The sequence below is a fragment of the Vibrio profundi genome, assembly GCF_005281835.1.
In the GTDB taxonomy this organism is placed as follows: domain Bacteria; phylum Pseudomonadota; class Gammaproteobacteria; order Enterobacterales; family Vibrionaceae; genus Vibrio; species Vibrio profundi.
Genome location: NZ_RZIS01000005.1, coordinates 316,618 through 339,599, shown reverse-complemented (window position 1 = coordinate 339,599; position 22,982 = coordinate 316,618). Strand labels below are relative to the sequence as shown.

Genomic DNA, 22,982 nt, shown 5'->3' with positions numbered 1-22,982 from the left:
GTAAACGGGGCGATATTATTTACTTATTTATGCAACTATTCAATCTATTACTGTATGTAAGGAGAAGATAGTCGAGTTTGATAACGAATGAGGTTCTTTATTAAGCAAACGTTACCGTTTTTTGCCAAAACTAGGACCGATAAAACTCGACCACTAAGTACTAAACGAAAAAGGCAGACCAACTGGCCTGCCCTCGTATATTTTCGTCTTTGCCTAAACGTTAGTCGTTAGACATACAGTTTAGATTCAACAACATTAACTCACGTAAAGCGACTGAGAATTTTGCAAATTCATGTACTGAACCAACTTTAAACTCATTCAAGATGCTTTCCCATCTATGTAGAGAGATTGAATTTGTTTCCATCCACTCATCAAGCGCTTTAATCACATCCAATTCTTCTGTCGTGCAGCCACAGTTAAGAACTTGACCCGTTAGTTGGCGTTGCTGCCAATCCAGATCTTCTCTAAATGCCGCACGTGCCAACGCTTGCCAGTTGTTATCGACAGCTTGGCTGTTGATCTGTTTCAAGAACCAATGAAGTGATAGGCGATCACCTAAGTTAAAGTACAATTTTGACGCTTGTTGAACAGTTTTACCCGTTTCACGGGCTACTGTGGATATATCCAGTGCTGAGTATAGGCTAGACAAACGAGCGACAAAATTCGCCAGCTTCTCACCAACACCTTTATCAATCCAAGCTTGAGCAATGATATTGTGCTCTTCTACTTCAGACTGAACTAGCATGTCGTCTAGTGTTTCGGTAATCGCATGAACATCACCTTGGTAAAGTTCAACCAGTGCTTTCACGGACTGTTTACCAGTGCGATTACGTAGTAACCAGCGTGTTAGGCGGCGCATAGTACGACGAACATGGAAGATCAATTCGTATTGAGCATCAGAACCTGCCACGTTATCTAGTGCACGGATTTCTTTAAGGATTTCCCCTAGCCCGTAAATCTCGCGAGAAGCCGCATACGCATTTGCGATATCAACAATATCAGCGCCCGTCTCTTCTTGTAGACGAGTGATAAAGTTACAGCCCATCTCGTTAACCATTTGGTTAGCAAGTGCGGTAGCGATAATCTCTGCTCGTAGTGGATGGTTATCCATGTGCTCAGAGTAGTTACGGCGTAACTCAGTTGGGAAGTATTGCGTTAGCTGCTGAGCGTGGAACTCATCATTAGCAATATCATCACACACTAGATCTTCTTTCAGTACCATCTTACCGTAAGCAACCAGTACAGATAGTTCAGGTCTAGTTAATGCAAAGCCTTGCTTCTCACGCTCTAGTAAGGTTTCATCATCTGGAATGTACTCAAGTGCACGATCTAGATAACCCGCTTTCTCCATAGTATGGATGAAGCGAATCTGTTCTTTCACTAAGCCAACACCTTGATGCTCAGTAACAGAAATAGACTCTGCTTGGCAGTACGCATCATCCAATACGATCTCGCCTACTTCTTCTTCCATGGATTCAAGAATTTGGTTACGTTGCTTAACTGTAAGATCACCATTCGACACTAGGCCATTCAAGAAGATCTTAATGTTAACTTCGTTATCCGAACAATCCACACCACCAACGTTATCTACAAAGTCAGTGTTAACACGGCCACCAGTCAGAGCGTATTCAATACGACCTAGCTGCGTCATACCTAAGTTACCGCCTTCGCCAACAACCTTAGCTTTTAGGTTGTTACCATCGATACGAAGCACATCATTCGCGCGATCACCTACATCAGTGTGCGTTTCAGTTGATGCTTTCACATAAGTACCGATACCACCATTCCAAAGCAGATCCACTTCCATTGATAGGATCATTTTGATCAAATCATTTGGTGCTAGCGATGACTTCTTAGTACCAAGCATTTTCTGAATTTCTGGGCTTAGTGGGATTGATTTCGATCTACGAGAGAAAATGCCACCGCCTTTAGAAATTAGCTCTTTGTTGTAATCTTCCCAGCTTGAACGTGGAAGTTTAAACAAGCGATCACGCTCTTCCCAGCTCGATGCAGACTCTGGATTTGGATCAATAAAGATGTGTAAGTGGTTAAACGCAGCTTGAAGACGAATATGCTTCGACAACAACATGCCGTTACCAAATACATCACCCGCCATATCACCCACACCGATAGCAGTGAAATCTGTAGTTTGGCAGTTGATGCCCATCTCACGGAAGTGACGCTTAACAGATTCCCAGCCACCTTTAGCTGTGATACCCATTGCTTTATGGTCGTAACCGTTTGAACCACCAGATGCAAATGCATCACCTAACCAGAAGTTGTATTCATCCGATACAGAGTTTGCTAAGTCTGAGAATGTTGCAGTACCTTTATCTGCAGCAACAACCAAATATGGGTCGTCTTCATCGTGACGCACAACACTCTTAGGTGGGATAACTTCACCTTCAATGATGTTATCTGATACATCCAATAGTGCACGGATGAAGCGTTTGTAACAACGTTGACCTTCTGCGAAGATTTCATCACGGCCAGTCATAGTGTGCTGGCGTTTACATACGAAACCACCTTTAGCACCAACAGGAACAATTACTGTGTTCTTAACTTGTTGTGCTTTCACTAGACCAAGAATTTCTGTACGGAAATCTTCTTGACGGTCAGACCAACGTAGACCACCACGAGCAACTTTACCGCCACGTAGGTGCACACCTTCAATATCTGGTGCGTATACGAAAATTTCAAATGCAGGAACTGGAGCTGGAATCTCAGGGATTTCACTTGGCTTCATTTTCAGAGCAAGCCAAGGCTTAAACTGCTTATTAGAATCAAGTTGGTAATAGTTAGTACGAAGCGTTGCGGTGATCATTTCCATGTAACGACGGATAATACGATCATCATCTAAGCTTTCTACTTTATCCAGTTGTTCAGTGATCTTCTTGATCAGGTCGGCTTGTCCTTTCTTACTTCCTTTGAACTTAGGATCAAAGCGTTTCTCAAATAATGCCACCAACCCTTTTGCAAGATCGGTATGCTGAGAAAGTGTTTCTTCAATGTAGTGTTGGCTGAATGGGAAACCTACTTGACGCATGTAACGAGCATACGCACGTAGAATTGAAATCTCACGACCAGATAGGCCAGCACCTAATACTAACCGGTTAAAACCATCACTCTCTAATTCACCAGCCCAAATTGCTGCAAATGCTTGTTGGAAAAGATCACGAGCTTCACGTAAATCAACAGTCTCTTCGCTCTTATGCAGCATAGAGAAATCGAGGATCCAATACGTACAGCCGTTTGTTTTACGAACTTCGTATGGAGATTCACCAATAACTCGTAAGCCTAAGTTTTCCAACATTGGCATTACGTCTGAAAGGTGAATTGGATCATCACTGTGGTAGAACAGTTTTAAGCGAACCGCTTTTGAATCTGCCGCTTCTTCTTGTGGGCGGTAGAAAAGCATACCCAGCTTGTTATCTTCACTTAACTCTTCTAGACGCTCGATATCTGCAACCGCAGAACCTGGCATCATGTCTTCTTTGTAAGAGCGAGGGAATGCACGCATGTATTCTTTAGAAAGTGGTAAACCTTTGCTCTCACCAAAGTTAGCAATGATTGACTCAGATAAACGATCATCCCAAGATGAAGATACTTCCATTAAGTTCTGCTCTATTGTCTTAACGTCTACGTCCATGTTGTTGTTATCAACACGTACGATGTAATGTGTTCTTGCTAGTGGGCTTTCTGAAAAGTAAGTCGTGAATTCAACTTCTTGCTCACAGCCAAAATATTGTTTAAGGATGCGCTGAGTTTGACGACGCAGTTCTGTGTTATAACGATCTTTAGTAACGTAAACCATGCAGCTAAAGAAACGACCAAACGGGTCTTTACGAACAAACAGACGAAGTAAGTCACGGTCTTGCATTTGTACAACGCCTGTACCTACTTCTAGTAGCTCTTCTTCACGAGCTTGAAGTAACTCGTCTCGAGGGTAGTTTTCTAGAATGTTGTGAAGCGCTTTGTACGAGTATGACCCGTCACGGTAGCCGCTCGCATCAAGAATACGTTCAACCTTTTCACGAACTAGTGGAATAGTTTCTACAGTTTGGTTATAAACAGCAGACGTATAAAGACCTGTGAAACGGTGCTCACCGATTACTTTGCCTTTTGAATCAAACTTCTTGATACCAATGTAATCCGTGTAAGCTGGGCGGTGAATACGGCACGCCTTGTTGCCTTTAGTTACGATAACAACATAAGGCTTTTTCGCTTCTAGTCGCGCTGAATCAGAGAATTCAGAAAGCTTCACGCTTCTTACTCGTTCTGGTTTAGCAAACAGACCTAAGCCCTTTTCTTCTGTTGGACGTAGCTCAGTATCACCATCAACATTCACTAGGTCATACTCTTTGTAACCCATAAAAGTGAAGTTGTGATCACCTAACCAACGTAAGAAGGCTAGAGTTTCATCGAAGCGCTCGCCATCTACTGGAATATTTGATTTTTGCGCTTCAACTTGATTCGTTACTTCTTCTAATCGCTCGACCATTAACAGCCAATCATTTACCACTAGACCAGCATCTGTGAATATATCCAGTAGTTCTGTTTTCAGTGCCGTCATTTCAGCTTTGCTGCTTAGACGGTCTACTTCGATATGGAACAGAGATTGGAAAACACCTGCGTCACTATTCACGCCAACTACTTCGCCAGAATCTGAACGTTGAATTTGGGTTGGGTTGTGTAGCATAAGGTGAGAAGAAAGGTCTAGACGGTTCAGTGCCATTTTTACTGAATCCACAAGGAATGGACTATCAGGCACTACAACTTCAACGATGGTGTGTGTCGATTGCCAACCCTGACGGCTAACCGTTGGGTTAAACACTCGAACCGAAATATCTTCGGGTTTCTTTTCGTTAATATGGTGCCAAAGGCTAACTACCGCACCATATAAATCAGATTCGTTCCTTTGGAATAGGTCGTCATGAGAAACATTGCTAAACATATGTTGAGCAAGTTGCGTTACTAGAGGTCGATGAGCAAGGTCAAGTTTGTCTTGAATTAGTTTGTACACTTTTTCAAGTAAAACCGGTACCACAGTTTCACGTGCGGTCATAGTCACACTCCACAATTAGAATTGTATTTTATTATAGGGGGTTCACTCAGAAAACTTGTAAAAATTCAGGTTTTATTAAAGCTAACTAAGCAATGGGTAATGCATTTATTTATTGTAAAAGCATTATTGAGAAATAGTTAATAATTTTAAGGGGGGAGAGAGGTGAAATGTTTGATTATGTGATTAAGATTCCTTTTAAGTCTCTGGATTTCATTAGCTTCACAGAGCTTCCAACTTTATAAACTTATTATTTTGGTCAGTTGTTAGTCTAAACTGCCCTTTAACGCCTATTTGTGTAAGAAATGGTCTGAATCGAGTTGCAGGCAACTGTAAACGAATTCCGTTGTCAGTGACTACCTGAACGCTACTTGCCGCTCCCGAATAATGAGAAAGGAAATGTTGATAAGAAATGTTAAGACTGAAACGATAGTAGTTCATAAAGTTTCTCAAAAAATGAATGGTGCACCTCAGCGCACCATCCTTGTTACTTTGCCTTGAACGCAATTTGCATCACGTAAATATTAGGCTTCTAGTGCTTTCGTCACCTTTTCAAAAAGGTCTTTAGCTAAGTCGTCCATTGCTTTCAAAGCTTCAAGCTCTTTTCTCATCAGTGCTTGGCGCTCTTCATCGTACAAACGATACTTTAACAGCGGATCGATTAGACGCGATGCAACTTGTGGGTTACTGCTGTTTAGCTCACGTAATATTTCACCAGCGAAAGCATAACCTTTGCCCGACTTATCGTGGAACTGAACCGGGTTTTGCGTTAAGAATGAACCAATTAGGTTACGGGTACGGTTCGGATTTTTCAAGCTAAATGCAGGGTGATCCATTGATGTTTTAATCACATCAAGTACATTAGCATCAGGATTTGACCCTTGCAGTGCAAACCACTTATCCATAACCAAACCATCGTGCTTCCACTTGTCACTGTAGTCAGACATCAAAGCTTCACGGCACGCCAGTTGGGCACTATTTGCAGCAGTCATCGCAGAAATAGTATCTGTCATGTTATTCGCTGATTCATATTGTGCGATTACTAAATCATTACCTAATTCCGTAAACGCTAAATAGCTCAAGCAGATTTTACGCAATGTACGTTTGCCAATCGCATCATGTTCAACAGTGTACTCAGCTTGTTCATGGCTGTGGTAAACCGCTCCAAGTTCATCTACTAAGGCTGTCGCTAGCGCTACTTTCATTTGTTTTAGTACAGAAGAAATCGCATCGACATCAACCTGCGCAAACCAGCCCGCGACTTCGTTTGCATTTGGTAACGCTAGCATTTCTGCAATGAAAGCAGGTTCAAGAGAATCGCTCAGTAATACCCCACGGAATGCATCTATAACGTCGTCAGATAAATCAAAAGCCTTGCCTTGTTGAACATTCTCAATATTCGAACGAATGTACTTCGCCATCAACATCTGGCCGGCATCCCAACGAGCGAAATCATTACGCGCATTCACCATCAAGAAAATCAGTTCTTCGTCTGAGTAATCATAAATAAGTTTTACAGGAGCCGAGAACTCTCGCAGCAAAGACGGGATTGGTTGCTCTGAAACATTTTCAAATACAAATGTTTGTTCTTGCTTGGTTACATTCAATACATTATTAACCACTTGGCCATTACATTGTAGCTCTACAACTTCACCGTTAGCTTTATATAACTCAATATCAAATGGAATATGAAGTGCCTGTTTCTCTTGCTGCTCATGTGTTGGCTCAGTTTTCTGGTTCACAGTCAGAGAGTATGTTTTCGCTTCCGAATTATACTCACTAGTAACGGAAACCGTTGGCGTACCTGATTGGCTGTACCATAAACGGAATTGTTTCAGATCGGCACCAGACGCATCTTCCATCGCAGCAACGAAATCTTCGCAAGTTGCTGCTGTGCCATCATGGCGTTCAAAGTAAAGTTTCATCCCTTTTTGGAAACCATCTTCACCAAGCAAGGTGTGCATCATTCGAATAACTTCACTGCCCTTTTCATAAACCGTTAAAGTATAGAAGTTATTCATTTCTATAACTTTTTCTGGGCGAATGGGGTGAGACATTGGACTAGCATCTTCCGCAAATTGCGGACCACGAATTATACGGACATTGTTGATACGATTTACCGCACGAGACCCCAAATCTGATGAAAATTCTTGATCGCGGAATACGGTTAAACCCTCTTTCAAACTTAGTTGGAACCAATCGCGACAAGTCACACGGTTACCAGTCCAGTTATGGAAATACTCATGACCAATTACGGCTTCAATACCTAGGTAATCGGTATCTGTTGCAGTCTGATCATTTGCAAGTACAAATTTAGAGTTGAAAATGTTTAGGCCTTTGTTTTCCATCGCACCCATGTTGAAAAAGTCTACCGCTACAATCATGTAGATATCTAGGTCATACTCTAAATCGAAACGCTCTTCATCCCACTTCATTGAGTTAATCAGTGAAACCATTGCGTGATTTGCGCGATCCAAATTCCCTTTGTCAACGAAGATTTCTAAATCGACTTTACGGCCCGATTGAGTCGTGTACTCATCACGAAGTACATCAAAGTCACCGGCTACGAGAGCAAAAAGGTAAGCTGGTTTTGGATGTGGGTCTTGCCACTTAACCCAATGGCGTCCAGATTCAAGATCACCTGACTCCATTCTATTACCATTACTCAATAAGAATGGGTAGGCCGCTTTATCTGCGATAACGGTCGTTGTAAATTTTGCTAATACATCGGGACGATCCATGTAGTACGTAATACGACGGAAACCTTCAGCTTCACATTGGGTGCAGAACGCGCCACCAGATTTGTATAGCCCTTCTAGTGCGCTGTTACCCTCTGGATCAACTTCGGTAATTATTGTCAGTTCAAACTTTTCAGGTAACGAGTTCAAAGTCAACTGCGTTTCTGACTGCTCATACTGCCCCCATGCCTCTCCGTTTACTGAAACAGAAACAAGCTTCAAACCTTCTCCATCGAGGACCAACGTTGAGCTGTCTTTCAACTGATTAACATTCGATACTGCCGTAATAATTGAAGCGTTATCGTATAAATCAAAAGTCAGGTCAATATCTGAAATAGTATGAGAGGGAGATTGATAATCTTTACGATATTTGGCTTGAGGGGTATGTGCCATTTCTTAGTCCTTTTAGAGCATTCATGTGAAAAACATTTATCTTGTCTATATCTAAGGGTTGAGACAACAGAACACAAGACCCAAAATAAAAAAACGAGGTATTTTTGAAAAATACCTCGCAAACTTGCTAGTTTAATGCACAACCTACTTATTAAAGTCTGATTATATGCGCTTCTGCGACATATTTTGTTACTAGCGTATTCGATTTAGTACCGCGTACATGCCACCTTCTTCACCTTCTAGGGTCAATACATCACTATTTAGCGTATAGGTTGTGTCATGCTCGCCATTTTCATATAAAAGCACGAGGTGGTTTCCTTCGGTATAGTACACACCACGATGAATCGCCTCTCCGCCAATATTGTCCGATACCCGAAACATGAATACGAAATCAGGCTGCAAAATGAGATCCATTTTCTGAACATTGCTTGCTAGAAGATCGTCACCTGCCAGATGTTGACTCGACCAAATTCCGGCTAGAGCATTAGGAAGCGCCTTGGTAAACATCACCCCATTAAGGTTCAGCATATTATGGTTGCTGGTATACGCATAAATTTGTGGCTCGGACGAGTCTAACCCTAATATTATGGTGTCTTCATTGGCTGTGTACAAACCTTCCCAATGATCGACACTAAAATCTTTCTTTTGAATATCAATTTTGAATGAGTAATTGGAGTCTAAACTAAGTTTTATCGCTAAGAAGTTTTCATTACCGGAGTCAGGATTCTGATTGACTAAATACCAATCCCCTAATAACAAAGGTTGATCAAAATGAGACAAGTCATTTGGTGCTGAGCTTTCATTGCTCGCTGCGCCTAAACTGATACAGGCGAGAAGTATTAACATCCATTTCATAAGCGTCACCTCGCTTTTTCTTTAAGCTTAGGCACGGAATTTGGATAACGCGAAATATTTGATCTAAATCACTTAATTTTACGGCTGATAAAAATAAAAAAAGCGAGCTACACGCTCACTTTTTATTATTTATCAGATAGTTAACTACTTTTCGGCTGAAATCATATCGATCATAATTGCGACTGATTCATTTAAATACGCATCTGGTACTTCGTAGTCTTTTGGCACATCATCAAGAGAAGCATAAAGTTCTTGTTTCGATGCTTTTTGTCTTAAATTGATGCGCTCTAGACGTAGTTTTTCAGCGTCATCTGACTCTTGCTGACGGATTTTTTCACTTAAAGATAAGCGATTATCATCTTTATCAGCTTTGTATTTAACGATGTCTTCAGCGATAAAATTGAATTCCATATCATTCGCTATGCGCTGTTGGTGCTTAGCGGTAAGCGCTGCAATTTCTTCATCATTACTTTGTAACACATCATACTTAGCTTTGTCGATGCTATCCCAAGGCAATGCATTATCTTCTACACTTTCGCCAGTATCTGCCGGATCAATTGGTGTTGGGTACGCAATATCAGGAACTACCCCTTTATTCTGCGTACTACCGCCATTAATTCGGTAGAATTTTTGAATAGTATATTGAACATACCCTAATTCTTTATCGAACAAGTCATAGATATGATTCAAAGAACGATGCTGTTGAACCGTGCCTTTACCAAATGAGTTTTCACCCAAAATAATCGCACGACCATAATCTTGCATTGCCGCGGCAAAAATTTCAGAAGCAGAAGCACTATAGCGGTTAACTAAAACCGTTAATGGGCCTTGGTAACTGATTTCGCCATCGGTATCACTATTAACTTTCACTCGACCGTAGCTATCGCGAACCTGTACAACAGGCCCTTTTTCGATAAACAAACCTGAAAGCGCTGTAGCCTCGGTTAATGCACCGCCACCGTTGTTACGTAAATCAACGATAATCCCTTCCACGCCTTTCTGCTTTAATTCAGAAATTAGCTTATCTGTATCTTTAGATAAACCTACGTAAAAACTCGGAACTTCTAAAACGCCTATCTTACGGCCATCTTGCTCAATCACTTCTGACTTAACAGCGCGGTCTTCTAAACGAATTTTATCTCGAACAATTGTGACAACGTGACTTTTGGCATCTTTCCCATCAGGTAAGATTTGTAGCTTAACTTTAGTTCCTTTTGGACCTTTAATCAGTTGCACTACATCATCTAAACGCCATCCAATGACATCAACAATTTCTTCGCCATCTTGCCCTACACCAACAATTCGATCACCTTCACCAAGTTGCTTACTGTTAGAAGCTGGGCCACCAGCAACCAATGAGCGGATCACGGTGTAATCGTCCGTCATTTGTAACACGGCACCAATTCCTTCTAGAGATAAATTCATCTCTGATTGGAATTGTTCGGCATTACGAGGTGATAAGTAACTTGTATGAGGATCCACTTCACGAGCGAAAGCATTCATATAAAGCTGGAAAGCATCTTCATTGTGCGACTGCGTAATACGCTTCATCGCATTGTTGTAGCGCTTTTCCAACACTTCTTGAATCTCAGGCCACTCTTTGCCTGTTAACTTAAGGTTTAACGCATCGTATTTAACGCGTTTTTGCCACAATTCGTTAACTTCTGCAGTATCAATAGGCCAAGCAGCTTCACTTCGATCTAATTCGATACTTTCGTCGACATCAAATTTGATTTCGTCATCAAGTAATGACAAAGCATATTGAAAGCGTTCAAAACGCTTCTGCATAGACAAGTTATATACATCGAAAGCAATTTGGTTATTGCCCGACTTCAACTGCTCATCTAGTTGAACAGAGAGCTTATTGAAAGAATCGATGTCTGCTTGCGTGAAGATATTACGATTGTAATCAAGCATTTCAACGTAACGGTCGAATATCGCTTGAGAGAAGTCGTCGTTGAGATTGAAGTGTTTATAGTGAGATCGCGTGAAGCGAGAAGTGACTCGTTTGCTCGCAGTTTCATGTTGCACTTCTGGAGCAAGGACTGGTAAGTCGTCTTTGTTTAGTTTGGCTTCTAAAGCCTGAGCTGAAGCTGCTAGCCATAAGCTAGCAGCAATCAGTGTCAATTTTGAACGGCATTTCATGCGTAGGAGTATCTCCTTTATGCGCGCAAGTGCTCCGCTTTAACAACCATTTGTAGGCCGTTTGCTAGTTGAACACGTACATCTTCCTTATTGATTTCAACAATGGTCGCAGCCATGTTTCCTTTACCCATGTTCACATTTACTTCTTTACCAGTGACGATTTCATTGGTTTCTAAAGCGCGTGTTTCTACAGGCTTGCTTGGAGCTTTTTGTGTTTTAGGCGCTTGACGACGAGGCTGTTGAGCTTTCTTCGCCTTAGGTTTTGCTTTGCCTTCTTCACGAGCTTTCTGTGCTTGCTCTTTACGACGAGCTTGTACTTTAGCTTTACTTTCTGCAAGTGTCGCTTTTGCGTGCTCTACGTGTTCTTCTTCAAGTTCACCACTTGCATTACCGTCTAAATCTACACGCTCTGCACCTAGTTTAACACCGTGAAGATAACGCCATGATGATGTGTACTGTCTTAACGCTGCGCGAAGTTGAGTCTTACTTACTTTTTCATCTTCACTAAGACGTTCAGCAAGATCTTGAAAAATACCAATTTTAAGTGGTTTTGCTTCACCTTCTAAAGTAAAGCATTTAGGGAAACATTCAGCAATATATGCGATAACTTCTTTGCTGTTTTTTAACTTTTCAGTGTTTTCCATGAGGGTTCCTGGTTGTTGCGGTCTTTCCGCGAGCATTAAGAAAATATTTTTTACGTATTATAGAGACATGCAAAGGAAAAACCACACTAAGAGGTTAAATTATGCTTTGTTCGCGTGTGAATTGAGCAGCTTTTCCACTTCAACCATGAAATTTGTTAGACCTTCCTCATCAATTTCATTGAAACGGCCAATATTTGGGCTATCGATGTCCAATACCCCTGCTATTTTTCCGTTGATAGAAAATGGAATTACGATCTCAGAATTGCTCGCAGCATCGCATGCAATGTGTCCTTCAAACTCATGAACATCATAAATACGTTGCACTGTATTAGTTGAAACAGCAGTACCACAAACGCCGCGCCCTACAGGAATACGAACACAAGCCGGCTTTCCTTGGAAAGGACCAAGAACCAACTCATCTTCTTTCATTAGATAGAAACCAGCCCAGTTTAATTCTTCTAGTTCCATAAACAGCAGAGCACTAATATTTGCTAGATTCGCAATTAGGTCTGATTCAGATTCAATTAAAGCAACTGCCTGTTTGGTTAAGCGCTGATAATGTTCTATTTTCATATTAACTTCCGATCGAATTGAGACTTCCATTATTAAGAGATCTACGTAGAATGCGTCGCAATCAACCTAAATAGGACTTATTCTCATTATAATGACTTATACAAATGACACTATTAGCCGTTCTTGGTTAATAACTCAAGTAAAAAAACACAAGTCCAAGCTGTTGTTTGCAAATGGAATCGCCGTCGTAGCCACTCTTCTTAGTGTCCCTATTCCGCTATTAATGCCACTAATGGTAGATGAAGTTTTACTCAACCAACCGGGATCGGGGTTAGAGATGATGAACTATCTCTTACCTGAGTATTTTCAAACTCCAACTGGCTACATTGCTCTGACTTTATTACTTGTCATATTAATGAGAAGTTTGAGCCAAGGTTTTAATATCCTTCAAAGCCGACAATTCACGTTAGTTTCAAAGACAATCACTTATCAAATGAGAAGTAAGATGATTGATAAACTTGGCCGAATAAGTATTCGCCAGTACGAAACTAAAGGTAGTGGCGGTATTAATGCCCACCTAATTACAGACATTGAGACCATAGATAAGTTCATTGGCTCCACCTTAGCAAAGTTTGTGATTAGCCTGCTTACTGTTATTGGCACAGCCGGTGTATTGCTGTGGTTAGAATGGCGATTGGGGTTGTTTATTCTATTAGTGAACCCGATTGTTATCTATTTTTCTCGTAAGCTTGGTGGGATGGTCAAGCATCTTAAGAAAAGAGAAAACCAATCTTTTGAACGCTTTCAAAACCGCTTAGTGGAAACCCTAGATGGTATTTACCAACTTCGCGCGGCTAACAAAGAACGCATTTTCTTAGACGAGCTAAAACAGCAAGCAGACCAAGTACGTCAAGACGCCGATAAATATGCTTGGCAATCGGAAGCCGCTGGCCGTGTTTCATTTCTACTGTTTCTACTAGGTTTTGAACTGTTCCGTGCTGTCGCAATGTTAATGGTTCTCTTTAGCGACTTAACCATAGGTCAAATTTTTGCTGTATTTGGTTACTTATGGTTCATGCTCGGCCCTGTACAGGAATTGTTAGGAATTCAATTCTCTTGGTATAGCGCTAAGGCCGCGCTGAATAGAATTAACAACCTACTGCAACTAGAGGAAGAACACCGGCCAATAAGTAAAGTGAACCCATTCATTGAAGGACATGAAGTTGACGTTTCGATTGAAAATGTTACATTCTCTTACAATGAAGAAAACACTGTTTTAAATAATATTTCGCTCTCTATTCCGGCAGGAAAGAAGGTCGCTTTAGTCGGGGCCAGCGGTGGCGGGAAGTCGACGTTAATTCAACTTTTGATTGGCGTTTATCGCTCGAATAAAGGGACAATTCGCTTCAATGGAGAAGCCGTCGACGACATCGGTTTCGAGGTAATAAGAAACCAAATAGCGGTTGTATTACAACAACCTATACTTTTTAACGACAGCTTAAGGCATAATCTCACCCTTGGTGAAGACTACGATGAATTGTCATTATGGCGTGCGTTAGAAGTATCTCAAATGCAGGACGTTATTTCGCAACTAAGTGACGGTCTTGAGACACAAATTGGACGCAACGGGATTCGGCTATCAGGAGGCCAAAGACAGAGGCTAGCGATCGCGCGTATGGTGTTGAGCGACCCTAAGTTTGTTATTCTTGACGAAGCGACCTCAGCGCTCGACACAGCAACAGAAGCTGCATTACACAAAGCACTGAGCGAATTCCTAAAAGGTCGCACAACTTTAATTGTTGCTCACCGTTTATCGGCGGTAAAACAGGCTGACCTCATCTATGTTTTAGAAGATGGTCAAGTGACACAGACAGGGACTCATGGTGAATTGGTTGAACAAGAAGGACTGTATCAAACACTGTATGGCAGTGTGCAATCTCACGCCTAGCAAAACTCACCCACTGTTTGTCCGCTTTGACGAGGAGGTCGCATGACCTCCTTAGTTGATCATCAACACTCTCCTCAAGATGTTCGCCTTTGTCAGGGTTGTGAGCTACCAGTAGATATCGTTGACGTACCAAAAGGTAAAACAGCATATTGCCCAAGGTGTGGTACTCAGTTATATCGAGGGGGCTCTCCTAGCTTATCCGGGAACTTAGCGATTGCAGTTACTTGTTTACTGCTTTTTATTCCATCCCACTTCTTTGATTTTATTAGTATCAGACTGATTGGAGTGATGATCCCAGCGACATTGCCATCTGGAATGCTCACACTGATGGACGAAGGCTTTACGTTGCTGGCTATCCTCATTCTATTTTGCAGTTCGATCGCGCCATTTTTGGTTTGTTCATCTGTATTAGTCGCGCATTATTCGTTAGCAAAACGTCTATTTACACCCTTTCGCTATGCGCTCATTCTCATTCAAGATTTAAAGCACTGGATGATGCTTGATGTATTTCTAGTAAGTATCGCTATTTCATGCTTCAAACTTCAAGATTATTCCGACATCTTTATTGGACCTGGGCTACTTGGGTTGCTGTTACTGCAACTGTTTAGTGTATTACTCGTAAGTAGAATCAGTGTGCGTCGTTACTGGGAAGCATGGAAACAAGAAACCGAATTTACGTTCGAGAGCAAAGACGTCCACTGTCATAACTGCCATCTATCCCAACCAGAAAATCATAAATGTGTTCGCTGCCATAAGGCACTGCATCACCGTAAACCTTACTCGCTTCAAAAAACGTGGGCATACTTAATTGCCGCTTCCGTCGCAGTCATTCCAGCAAACGTCATTCCCATTTCAATTTTAATCACCAATGGTCAACGTTTGGAAGACACGATTTTTTCTGGGGTTGCTTCTCTTATTAATAGCGAAATGTATGGCATCGCTATCATCATTTTTGTTGCTAGTATTGTTGTACCTGTAGCCAAAATTCTTGGCCTTGGCTACATCTTACTTTGTATCCAATTTAAACGTTCGGTGTACCACCGACAAAGAATGACAATCTACTTCATTGTTAAGTGGGTAGGAAAATGGTCCGTCATGGACTTATTTGTAATCTCTATCATGATGACCTTGGTTGACCGAGGACAAATTCTAAACTTTACCCCAGGCTATGGCGCCGTAGCGTTTGGCATTGTTGTAGTACTTACGATGCTAGCCGCAGACAGTATTGACCCTAGATTGATTTGGGATAATTACACATCTAAAGATGAGCCAGTGAATGAACGATAAGCACCAAACTCAAAAGTCCTATACACCGGATATTAAGAAAAATAAGGGAGTCTCGCCCCTTTGGATCTTACCTATTCTCACACTAGTGTTAGCCGGGTGGCTGGTAGTTAAGTCCATCCATGATGCAGGCCAACGGGTACAAATCTATTTCTCCGATGCGGCAGGCCTTGTAGCAGGTCGAACGACAATTCGCTATCAAGGTTTAGAAGTTGGTATGGTGCGCGATATCACTTTGTCGAAAGACCTTACCAATATCTATGTCGATGCTGATATCTATCCAGAAGCCGCTAAGCTACTTACAGAACACACGCGCTTTTGGTTAGTGAAACCGACAGCCAGCCTTTCTGGAATATCTGGTTTAGATGCGCTCGTGTCAGGCAACTATATTGCATTGCAACCTAGTGAAGAAGATGGTGATTTAGAAACTAAATTCCATGCTTTAGATAAAGCCCCTGCCGATCTTCATACCTCTAAAGGTTTGAACATTATGCTGCAGGCCAAAGACTTAGGCGGTATATCCATTGGTTCGCAAATCATCTACAAGAAAATCCCAATTGGTGAGGTGTACAACTACCAGCTGAACGACGACGCCAAATCCGTTACTATCCAAGCTTCAATTCAAGACGAGTATAGCCACATCATCACCAACCAGAGCCGCTTTTGGAACGTAAGTGGATTAGGTGCAAGTATTGGCTTCTCCGGCGTCGACGTTCGATTGGAAAGCTTAAGTGCTCTTTTAGGTGGCTCGATCGCTGTTGACTCCCCCGATGGTGGTGAGCCTGTTGATAAGGACTCTCGTTTCAGGTTGTACCCCGACCTTAAAACTGCAGGACGTGGTATCCCAGTTAAGATTTCTGTACCTGACGACAACAAAATTAGTTCTAAAGGTGCGCCTATCATGTATAGGGGTATCGAGATTGGCCAAATTACCGACCTATCTCTAAGTGAAGGCCGCGAAAAAATCGTTGCGTCTGCCGCAATTCAACCTGCATTCAGTGATTTACTTAATACCGGCAGTAAATTCGTATTGGAAGAGGCGAAAGTTTCGTTAACCGGTGTCGAGAACATAGCCAACTTAGTGACTGGCAACTTCTTAACTTTGGTTCCAGGTGAAGGAAACAAGGCTCGACGTTTCACCGCTATTAGAAAGCACGAATACAATCAAGAACAAGAGAAGTCGATTACAATCAGGCTTGCATCTAATAATTCATTTGGCTTAGATGTAGGTGCAAACCTGCTTTATAAAGGTATCGTAGTTGGCTCAATCATTGAGGTTGGTTTAATTGACGAAGTAGGCAATAGCAATGGCCACAGCGAAGTATATATGGATGCCTTAATTGACAACCAATATGCTCACCTAATTAAAAGCAATAACCGCTTCTATGTAACAGGTAGCGCGACAGCAGAACTTACAGAATCCGGATTAAGTGTTACCGTTCCACCCGCCAAACAGCTATTAACGGGCTCTATTAGCTTTGTTAGTGAAGGTAAAGCCGGCGTTCGAGATGAGTATCAGCTGTTCCAAAGTCAATCTCTTGCGGAATTAGCTAAATATAACCAATCCGGTTCGCAAACCATTTCACTGTTCGCTACTGAGCTCCCTCCTATTTCTAAGGGTAGCCCACTGCTCTACCGTAACCTTCAAGTAGGTAGTGTTTCTGATTTTTATCTGACAGACGGTGGCGTAAGAATTAAAGCGACCATTGAAAACCGTTACAAACATTTAGTCACTAGCCAAACCGTGTTTTGGAACCGCTCTGGCGTTGAAGTCGATGCATCACTGTCGGGAATCAATATCAAAGCCGCCCCTCTTAAAACCTTGGTTCAAGGTGGAATCGCTTTTGATTCCTTACCGGGTATAGACAACAAACTGGGTAAAGAATGGAAGCTCTACAAAGATCATAACTCAGCAAGAAAGTTTGGCAGAGCGATCACCCTTACATCTAATGGTACACAAGAAATAACCAAAGGAATGCCGATTAAATATCAAGGGGTTCGCGTTGGTGAAGTAACCTTAGTGGTACCGAACTTTGAACGTGGTGATGTTGAAGTGACTGCACGCGTGTTACCTGAATACGTTGATGATGTTGCCCTGCATGGTAGTCACTTTTGGCTTGCAGAAGCCGAAATTGGTTTAGGTGGCGTGAAAAACGTTTCTGCATTACTTTCTAAGTACATCAATGTTCAACCAGGTAGTGGCAAACAACATTTCGCATTTGAATTGCAAAATGGTCCGAATAAGGTTCAAGGAAAACAGTTCACATTACAAAGCGAAAGCCGAGGTTCAGTGACAGTTGGTACACCAATTCTGTATCGTGAAATCGAGGTTGGCGTAGTTACCGATGTTAAGTTAGGCGAATTTGCTGACCGAGTCATTAGTTCCATTGAAATTGACCCGGAGTACGCGTACCTGATCCGCGCCAACAGCGTATTCTGGAATGTCTCTGGTGTAGACGTATCAATTGGTCTTTCTGGGGCAAATATCAAAGCCGGTACATTTGATAGCTTAGTCAGAGGTGGCATTACTTTCTCCACACCAGAGAGAAATGCGCTCCAGTCTGTTGCAGATGAAGGCCAGTCTTTCTACCTTTACCCGACTGCTGAAGATGACTGGAAAAAATGGCGAACCGCAATACCTAAACCTTAGCCGTTATTCGCCTTTAAATTAACCCAACAACTAAAATGCAGCCATAGTGCTGCATTTTTCTTGTTTAGACTCTTGCCCTTTTCGATTAGAATCCAACATTCAAAAAGCATTCAACACTCGGGTACTACCTTTGCACGCTAATATTCACATCCCTGACGAATTCCTAAAAAACATCGAAGAAACCATGCCTAAGCACTTGGACATGGAATCATTCATCGCAGCTTGTAAAAGGCCATTAAGAAAAAGTATCCGCGTGAATACTCTAAAAATCTCAGTGACTGATTTTTTAGAGCGAGCACAAGATAAAGGTTGGGAATTAGAGCCCGTCCCTTGGTGCGAGACCGGGTTTTGGATCACTGCAGATGAAAGTGTTATCCCATTGGGTAATACTGCTGAGCACATGGCAGGCCTTTTTTACATTCAAGAAGCCAGCTCTATGATGCCAGTGTCCGCGCTATTCATAGGTGAAGAATCATTTTCATCGGTACTCGATACCGCTGCCGCACCAGGGTCAAAAACAACCCAGATCGCCGCGAAAATGAATAACCAAGGGATACTCGTTGCGAACGAATACGCGGCAAGCCGCGTGAAAGTTTTACATGCCAACATTGAAAGGTGTGGAGTACGAAATGCGGCACTAAGCAATTTCGACGGCCGTGTTTTCGGCGGTTGGTTACCAGAACAATTCGATGCAGTACTTTTAGATGCTCCATGCTCAGGCGAAGGTATTATCCGTAAAGATGCCGATGCGATGAAGAACTGGAGCCGCGAGTCCGTATTCGACATTGCGAACACACAGAAAGATCTTATCGAGAGTGCATTTCACGCCTTAAAGCCTAACGGCACGCTAGTTTACTCAACCTGCACCCTAAACTTAGAAGAGAACCAACAAGTGTGTTTTCATCTAAAAGAGACGTTTGGTGACGCTGTTGAATTCGAACGCCTAGATAACTTATTTGATAACGCTGAAGCCGCCCTAACCGAAGACGGTTTCTTACACATATACCCTCAAGTGTTCGATTGCGAAGGCTTCTTTGTCGCTCGAATTAAAAAATTAGCGTCGGTTACCCCACCAGAAGTCAAAAAGCGTATGGGGAAATTCCCATTCGAGAAAGCATCAAAGAAAGTTCAAACTGATATTAATGAGCAACTTCAAACAAGCTTGAATATCTCACTGCCTAGTGACTCTAGTGTGTGGCTACGAGACAAAGACGTTTGGCTATTCCCAAATGCCCTTGAGCCAATGATCGGCGAACTCCGCTTTTCTCGTATGGGGATTAAGATTGCTGAAGCACACAAGAAAGGCTACCGCTGGCAACATCAAGTGGCGACTGCATTGGCAACAGGAGATGAGTCGAACAGTGTTCAGCTAACTGTAGATGATGCACGTGAATGGTACATGGGTCGAGATGTACGCCCTGAAGGCGTTTCCGGTAAGGGCGAAGTACTAGTTAAGCTTCATGATGATGTGATCGGCTTAGGAAAATGGGTCGGTACCCGAATCAAAAATGGGTTACCAAGAGAACTAGTAAAAGACAAAAACTTATTCTAGAAACTCTACCTTAGTTCAGCTCTGGAAAGTTTTACTTTTTGTGGCTGGCTATGGCTAACACCTGTACTACACTTATTGAAACAGCGCGTTTCACCGAGCACTTTAACCTTGGTTAAAGCCTATTTTTACGTGTCATGAATTCAATACAGTTTTAGCGCAGGCTCGTTAGGAGCCGTTTCCCCTAGGCCCAAAACATAGACGTTTCGGGCCTCTTTTTATTCTTATTGAATGTAATCGATACATCCAATAAGTCTATTCGGCGATTCGAATGCCTTCTTTTTCAATCGTGATTTTACCTTGCTTGTACAAACCACCGATTGTCTTCTTAAACGTACCTTTACTGGTTCTGAACGCCGAGAAGATCGCATCAGGAGTCGACTTATCATTAAGTGGCAAATAGCCGCCTTTCTTCTCTAGCAGATCCATAATCTTGGTGCTCAAATCGTCCATCTTAGCTACACCGACTTTCTGCAAAGAAAGATCAATTTTTCCATCTTCACGAATGTTCTTGATGTAACCTTTCAGTGTTTTACCAATAAACAGCTTACCGATAACATCAGACGGGAAAATCATACCCCAGTGCTCGCCGTTTACGATCGCTTTGTAGCCCAACTGACTACGCTCAGCAATAATCAACTCGACTTGCTGGTTTCGTTTGTATTCTGCTGGCGTGTTATCTAACCATTTATTGAACTTCGTCGTGCCCACAATACGACCAGATGCCTTATCTGTGTATACGTAAACTAAAATGCTTTGACCTTCATGTAAGCGGCCACGTTGCTCACTGAATGGGATCAAAAGGTCCTTACCTTTAACACCCCAGCCAACAAATGCGCCAATGCTGTTCACACCTTCAACGGTCATCAATCCCCATTCGCCAACTTTCGCGATAGGTGTTTCAGTTGTTGCAGCTACTTGATTGTCTGAATCAATATATAAAAATACGTCTAATTTATGACCAATTTCAGCCCCTTCAGGAGTAAATCGTTTTGGCAGCATGACAGTTCCATAGTCGCCTGCATCCAGGAACACACCAAAGTCTGCTAGTTTTACTACTTCTAAGCTGTTTATTTGACCAATGTTAATCATCTATATTGTCTCTCTTTAAATTTGGCGGAGATTATACGTGATCTCTGTTATGCTTTCGCTAGTTTCAATTAATATTTTTCATTCTCTAGGAGCTTTAGTTGATCACGGTAGATAAACAAGATGCGATAACTCTAAAAATAAACCATGCAATGGCAAAAACCAAAATGCTCGACATGGATGTATATCTTTTTATTCCCGGTGAACTGGGCTTATCCCCTGAAGTACTATCTGAAAGCGAATTCTATTACAGCTCGATTACGCAAAAACGCGCTTACTACAGTGATAAAACACTTTTACCTTTAGTACACAGCCGATTAGCAAAGCGTGGCCGCCTCTCTATCACGCAATACCGTGTCAGTTTGAGTTTGTTCGCCTATCAATATGTGATCGCATTAGATAAAGCGGTGAGTAGCCTTAACAAAACAACAGGTGACAGCGTAACCTCGGATGAAGTGGATGAAGTTATTGAACTAGCGCTAGATATCCTAAAGCGCCTAAGACGTAGTATTCCATATGAAGAAAATTTAAAACGTTATTATGCGAATATAGACAACTACCTATCTTGGTACACCGAACAGAAATTCTTGTCGCTAGTAGCCCATCTTCCCCGCGAGAAAGAGTACTCCACAATTAAAGAACGCTTGACGACACTTTGTGAGAAAGAAACCGCTCACCGTAAACTCAATCACTACAATTCCAAACAAGTCCGTGATGACGTTACTCGCCTTAGTAACAAAATGCGCTTATTAAGGCGTTTGATTGAGCACCCTATCGTTCTTAAGGAAAAGACCACTTCGATGGGTAAAAACATCAAGCGGGCCGTTAAAGGGATTGCGACAGGTCTGGTGATGGTATTTGTGACCACAACAGTTATTTTAGCGCGAGACTTCTTAGGTGAGATCACCGCATCTTTCATCGTTGCGATGTCATTTATCTATGCATTACGTGAAATATTTAAAGACGATTTACGTGATATTCTGTGGCGCTGGATTCGCAAAGGAAAACCTAAATGGAAACGCCGTTACTACGATCCAAGCACTAATAAATCCGTTGGTCATAAATTGGAATGGTTGGATTATACGAGCTTTTCCAAGCTTGCCGACAGAATTCAAGCCATACGTAAAAAACGTGTCGTCCAAAGAGAAGAACAAATTCTGCATTACCGCTCCCATGCAGAGATGTCGACTTCTACCTTTATGAGTGGTTACGAAGAAACAAGAGAGACACTCTCAATCAGTTTAAGAGCCTTAACCCGTTTAATGGATAAAGGCTCTAATAAGATCTATCGATTGAATGAAGGGCAAGTCAGCCGAGAATCAGTGGAAAAGCGCCACTTGCTTAACTTGGTTATCAAAGAAAATAACCACGATAGTGAACCTAACTACTACCGTTACAAAATTATCATGAGCCGTTCGAAAATTGTTGATATAGAAGAAATTAAGCTGGATTAGTCAAATTTGAGCCGCATTATGTGTTTCACTAGCGGTTTGCTCAAGGCTCGGGTTAGTGAAGCACTTTATCTTTTACTGGCAATTTTTCTAATCGATAAAGTTAACGAAAACTTTGCCATTGGTTCATCCCCATGCAAACTCGGGCAAGTAGCAATAATAGTGACGGGCTGATTGATCCGCTCTCCAGTTTTCATTGTCGTTTCAAGCATATCGTCAATCAGACCACCATCTAGACAGGTAAAATGAACGTCGGCTTCAGGCCTTTTTAAAAACTCACCAGTTACTCCTTTAAATGCTAAAGAGATTTTCTCCCCTTGCTTCTCTGCTTTATGCATAGCAAGGAAACCTCCTGCAACATCGGCTCCAACCGCTAACACTCCAAAATACATACTGTTTAAATGGTTTTTTGTACGACGCTTTAAGGGAATTTTCACTTCAACCTTTTGCTCGTCCAGCTGAAGTATTTTCGGGCGGCATAACCAAATAAAAGGGACTTTAAAAAATCCGAACAGTGCCAAATATAAGTTTGCTTTTTGAAGTGGATTAAACATGAAACTGACCTAATGGTTATAGTTGTCAGACCAGTTAATAGTTAAGACCGCAAATTGTCAAAGAATTGTTACAAAAAAGGAGATATTGACCAAGTTCAACATCCCCC

14 protein-coding genes are annotated in these 22,982 nt (G+C 41.9%); 5 read left to right on the top strand and 9 right to left on the bottom strand.

Annotated elements, in window-relative coordinates:
• Positions 1 to 220: 220 nt before the first annotated feature.
• From ELZ11_RS14995 to ELZ11_RS14965, 7 genes are all read right to left on the bottom strand, one after another.
• Positions 221 to 5,065 carry an NAD-glutamate dehydrogenase gene (locus ELZ11_RS14995; protein WP_137358229.1) on the bottom strand — a complete coding sequence of 1,615 codons (4,845 nt, stop codon included), beginning with the start codon at positions 5,063 to 5,065 and terminating at the stop codon, positions 221 to 223.
• A gap of 219 nt (positions 5,066 to 5,284) precedes the next feature.
• Positions 5,285 to 5,503: a DUF2835 domain-containing protein gene (locus ELZ11_RS14990; RefSeq protein ID WP_137358228.1), complete on the bottom strand. Its 219-nt coding sequence runs from the start codon at positions 5,501 to 5,503 to the stop codon at positions 5,285 to 5,287.
• Positions 5,504 to 5,586: 83 nt separating this feature from the next.
• Positions 5,587 to 8,193 carry an aminopeptidase N gene (gene pepN / locus ELZ11_RS14985; protein WP_137358227.1) on the bottom strand — a complete coding sequence of 869 codons (2,607 nt, stop codon included), beginning with the start codon at positions 8,191 to 8,193 and terminating at the stop codon, positions 5,587 to 5,589.
• A gap of 192 nt (positions 8,194 to 8,385) precedes the next feature.
• The gene (locus tag ELZ11_RS14980) at positions 8,386 to 9,048 is read right to left on the bottom strand and encodes a hypothetical protein (RefSeq protein WP_137358226.1); all 663 of its coding nucleotides are present in this window, start codon (positions 9,046 to 9,048) and stop codon (positions 8,386 to 8,388) included.
• Positions 9,049 to 9,192: 144 nt separating this feature from the next.
• Complete coding sequence (prc, locus tag ELZ11_RS14975) at positions 9,193 to 11,193, bottom strand: carboxy terminal-processing peptidase (RefSeq protein ID WP_137358225.1); 2,001 nt, start codon at positions 11,191 to 11,193, stop codon at positions 9,193 to 9,195.
• 17 nt (positions 11,194 to 11,210) lie between these two features.
• The gene (gene proQ / locus ELZ11_RS14970) at positions 11,211 to 11,837 is read right to left on the bottom strand and encodes an RNA chaperone ProQ (RefSeq protein ID WP_137358224.1); all 627 of its coding nucleotides are present in this window, start codon (positions 11,835 to 11,837) and stop codon (positions 11,211 to 11,213) included.
• A gap of 99 nt (positions 11,838 to 11,936) precedes the next feature.
• Positions 11,937 to 12,410, bottom strand: coding sequence for a GAF domain-containing protein (locus ELZ11_RS14965; protein ID WP_137358223.1), 474 nt, complete (start codon positions 12,408 to 12,410; stop codon positions 11,937 to 11,939).
• A 91-nt stretch (positions 12,411 to 12,501) separates the two neighbouring features.
• Between ELZ11_RS14965 and ELZ11_RS14960 the strand changes: the two genes are divergently transcribed.
• From ELZ11_RS14960 to rsmF, 4 genes are all read left to right on the top strand, one after another.
• The gene (locus ELZ11_RS14960; protein WP_137358222.1) at positions 12,502 to 14,298 is read left to right on the top strand and encodes an ABC transporter ATP-binding protein; all 1,797 of its coding nucleotides are present in this window, start codon (positions 12,502 to 12,504) and stop codon (positions 14,296 to 14,298) included.
• 42 nt (positions 14,299 to 14,340) lie between these two features.
• The gene (locus tag ELZ11_RS14955; protein WP_137358221.1) at positions 14,341 to 15,585 is read left to right on the top strand and encodes a paraquat-inducible protein A; all 1,245 of its coding nucleotides are present in this window, start codon (positions 14,341 to 14,343) and stop codon (positions 15,583 to 15,585) included.
• Positions 15,575 to 18,232, top strand: coding sequence for an MlaD family protein (locus ELZ11_RS14950; protein WP_137358220.1), 2,658 nt, complete (start codon positions 15,575 to 15,577; stop codon positions 18,230 to 18,232). Before ELZ11_RS14955 ends, ELZ11_RS14950 begins: the two co-directional genes overlap by 11 nt.
• A gap of 130 nt (positions 18,233 to 18,362) precedes the next feature.
• The gene (rsmF, locus tag ELZ11_RS14945; protein WP_137358219.1) at positions 18,363 to 19,784 is read left to right on the top strand and encodes a 16S rRNA (cytosine(1407)-C(5))-methyltransferase RsmF; all 1,422 of its coding nucleotides are present in this window, start codon (positions 18,363 to 18,365) and stop codon (positions 19,782 to 19,784) included.
• 252 nt (positions 19,785 to 20,036) lie between these two features.
• On the opposite strand, the gene ELZ11_RS14940 is transcribed toward rsmF, so the two are convergent.
• Positions 20,037 to 20,873 (bottom strand): CvfB family protein, encoded by an 837-nt coding sequence (locus ELZ11_RS14940; RefSeq protein ID WP_137358218.1) that lies wholly within the window; start codon positions 20,871 to 20,873, stop codon positions 20,037 to 20,039.
• Between the two features lie 98 nt (positions 20,874 to 20,971).
• On the opposite strand from ELZ11_RS14940, the gene ELZ11_RS14935 reads away from it, so the two are divergent.
• On the top strand, positions 20,972 to 22,324 hold the full coding sequence (locus ELZ11_RS14935) for a hypothetical protein (protein WP_137358217.1): 1,353 nt from the start codon (positions 20,972 to 20,974) through the stop codon (positions 22,322 to 22,324).
• A gap of 65 nt (positions 22,325 to 22,389) precedes the next feature.
• On the opposite strand, the gene ELZ11_RS14930 is transcribed toward ELZ11_RS14935, so the two are convergent.
• Positions 22,390 to 22,875, bottom strand: coding sequence for a DUF4442 domain-containing protein (locus ELZ11_RS14930; RefSeq protein WP_137358216.1), 486 nt, complete (start codon positions 22,873 to 22,875; stop codon positions 22,390 to 22,392).
• Between the last annotated feature and the right edge of the window lie 107 nt (positions 22,876 to 22,982).

Coding starts and splice junctions, on each gene's coding strand:
- ELZ11_RS14995 (WP_137358229.1), bottom strand. CDS start 5,065: ATGACCGCACGTGAAACTGTGGTACCGGTTTTACTTGAAAAAGTGTAC.
- ELZ11_RS14990 (WP_137358228.1), bottom strand. CDS start 5,503: ATGAACTACTATCGTTTCAGTCTTAACATTTCTTATCAACATTTCCTT.
- pepN (WP_137358227.1), bottom strand. CDS start 8,193: ATGGCACATACCCCTCAAGCCAAATATCGTAAAGATTATCAATCTCCC.
- ELZ11_RS14980 (WP_137358226.1), bottom strand. CDS start 9,048: ATGAAATGGATGTTAATACTTCTCGCCTGTATCAGTTTAGGCGCAGCG.
- prc (WP_137358225.1), bottom strand. CDS start 11,193: ATGAAATGCCGTTCAAAATTGACACTGATTGCTGCTAGCTTATGGCTA.
- proQ (WP_137358224.1), bottom strand. CDS start 11,837: ATGGAAAACACTGAAAAGTTAAAAAACAGCAAAGAAGTTATCGCATAT.
- ELZ11_RS14965 (WP_137358223.1), bottom strand. CDS start 12,410: ATGAAAATAGAACATTATCAGCGCTTAACCAAACAGGCAGTTGCTTTA.
- ELZ11_RS14960 (WP_137358222.1), top strand. CDS start 12,502: ATGACTTATACAAATGACACTATTAGCCGTTCTTGGTTAATAACTCAA.
- ELZ11_RS14955 (WP_137358221.1), top strand. CDS start 14,341: ATGACCTCCTTAGTTGATCATCAACACTCTCCTCAAGATGTTCGCCTT.
- ELZ11_RS14950 (WP_137358220.1), top strand. CDS start 15,575: ATGAACGATAAGCACCAAACTCAAAAGTCCTATACACCGGATATTAAG.
- ELZ11_RS14940 (WP_137358218.1), bottom strand. CDS start 20,873: ATGATTAACATTGGTCAAATAAACAGCTTAGAAGTAGTAAAACTAGCA.
- ELZ11_RS14930 (WP_137358216.1), bottom strand. CDS start 22,875: ATGTTTAATCCACTTCAAAAAGCAAACTTATATTTGGCACTGTTCGGA.